At 63.4% G+C, this 2017-nt stretch carries 1 protein-coding gene and 1 pseudogene; one reads left to right on the top strand and one right to left on the bottom strand.

The window, feature by feature from the left end:
• Positions 1 to 332: pseudogene (locus ACRDUX_RS16505) on the top strand (dihydrodipicolinate reductase); the annotation flags it as partial.
• Between the two features lie 774 nt (positions 333 to 1106).
• Here the strand turns inward: ACRDUX_RS16505 and ACRDUX_RS16500 are convergent.
• Positions 1107 to 2017: cytochrome P450 (locus tag ACRDUX_RS16500; RefSeq protein WP_526415093.1), on the bottom strand; the 911-nt coding region annotated here is incomplete at its 5' end.

Raw genomic sequence — 2017 nt, 5'->3', positions numbered from 1 at the left:
CTACATCAAGTACCAGGGCATGGTCGGCGGCGTGCCAAAGGTGGAGACGCACCTGGAGTGGCAGATGACCCCGCACACCGATCCGGGCTGGGATATCAAGGGGTGCTACATCACTCAGATTAAGGGTGACCCGTGCATCTACAACAAGCACATGATCTTCCCCCAAGCCCGGCGTCGACCTGTCCAACCCCGACAATTTCGCCTCCATCGGCATGACCGTCACCGGTCTACCCGCGCTCAACGCCATAAAGTCCATCGTCACCGCATCGCCCGGCCTGCTCACCCGTGCCGACCTACCGCTGCGCGGGTTCGCCGGACGCTTCACGACATAGGCATTGTCCCTCCGCGCAGGAGTCCACGGCGCCGTCAGAAAACCCTCCCCTGAAGTAGGGACGACCCGTCGGCCATCGTGTGACTCCGGGCCAGCGTGCACCCGACGGTGCAAGCGGTCGCTCCAGACTCTCCGGCGCGGACCGTCGATCCGACACCTTCACCAGTTGGTAGCAGACGACCACGGGTTCCGTTAGGCGGGTGAGTACTTCGCCTACGACACCATATAATCGACCGGCGGAGTCGCCACAAGTTTCTGCGCCGGGGATTTGTTCGTCTGACATATGCGTCACCGACCTGATTTGGGATGTACGACTCGTCGAACCAGCTCCGCCGTCCTCCTTTAGCGGTGCCGTAGGACTTCTCCCGCAACCGTGAATATAGTGCCGGGGTTCTGTTGAGCGTTAAGACGATCGCATGGGCCGCGCTGACCCAAAGGAGATCGGCGGAGCACACCTCGATGTCAAGGGCCAGGCGCGCTGATGCCAGAGGGCCAGGACGATCACTTGGGCGTGCCGCTGCCACCGTGCTGTGTGGTCGGAGTCATGCCAACCCCCGACCAGGTCTTCTGCGCGATGCATCGCTTGGGATGGATGACGACTTCGGCAGCCGTGAGCCCGGAGCCGTACAGTGATGGCTCCCTGAGCAAGTCTTGAAGCTGAGGTGGGTCATTGTGGCAGCTTGTCAGCCACGCGAACCAGTACTGCGATTCGCCTTCTTGACGACGAACCTGGTGCTTACCCTAGGGCGAGTTCTAGTACGGCTAAGCGCGATTCTCAACGCCGCGTCACACGCAACGGGAGATGTTCGTGGCGGCGGACCAGGAAGCTCTCGACCCAGCGGGGCTTGTCCTCGGGGTGGACCCGGAATTCGCGTGTGCGGTCTAGGAGGGTGGTCAGCACCGTTCTGGCTTCGATCCGGGCCAGGGCGGCTCCGACGCAGTAGTGGATGCCATGGCCAAAGGCCAAGTGGCGGCGAGGAGAACGCCGAGTGAGGTCCACGACGTCCGGCTCGTCGAACTGCGCGGCATCACGGTTCGCCGAACCGAACAACAGCACGACCGTGGAGCCACCGGGGATGGCCAACCCGCCCAGAGTGGTATCACGCGGAACACTCCGCATCTGTTGGCGGAACGGTGATTCCAGACGCAGCGCCTCTTCGACGAAGGTGTCGATCAACTCGGGCGCCTCCCGCAGCCGCTGCTGCAATTCCTGGTCGTCGGCCAGCAGGCGGACGGCATTGCCGACTAGGCTGCTGGTCGTTTCGCCGCCAGCGCTGAGCAGCGTATGCAGGATGATCTGCACCTCACCCTCCGCCAGCGTGCCCGCGTCCAGCGCCCGCCGCACGGCGAGCAGGATGCCATCCTCGTCGGCGTCCGACGTCTCGGCGATCTGCAGTCGGATCCACTCTTGGATGAGGCCGATCCGAGTGACGAGTTCGGTAAGGCGATCCAAGGTCATGGTGCCGCCGATCATGGCGGTCGAGTCGAAGGCGGCTTCCAAAAGCCGAGCGGGGTCGATGTCGCGGAACCCAATCAGCTTGGCCACCACCGTAATCGGCACGACGTTGCCGATGCAGTTCATGAACTCGAACGAGTCGTTGCCCAGCGCCCGGTCGATCGCCATCTCGGACAGCGCACGAATGTCGGCCTCCAGGGACATCATCCGGCGGGCCACCAACTCCGGGA

The organism is Mycobacterium sp., from assembly GCF_050701675.1.
GTDB lineage: Bacteria > Actinomycetota > Actinomycetes > Mycobacteriales > Mycobacteriaceae > Mycobacterium.
This window is presented reverse-complemented; position numbering and strand designations above follow the sequence as displayed.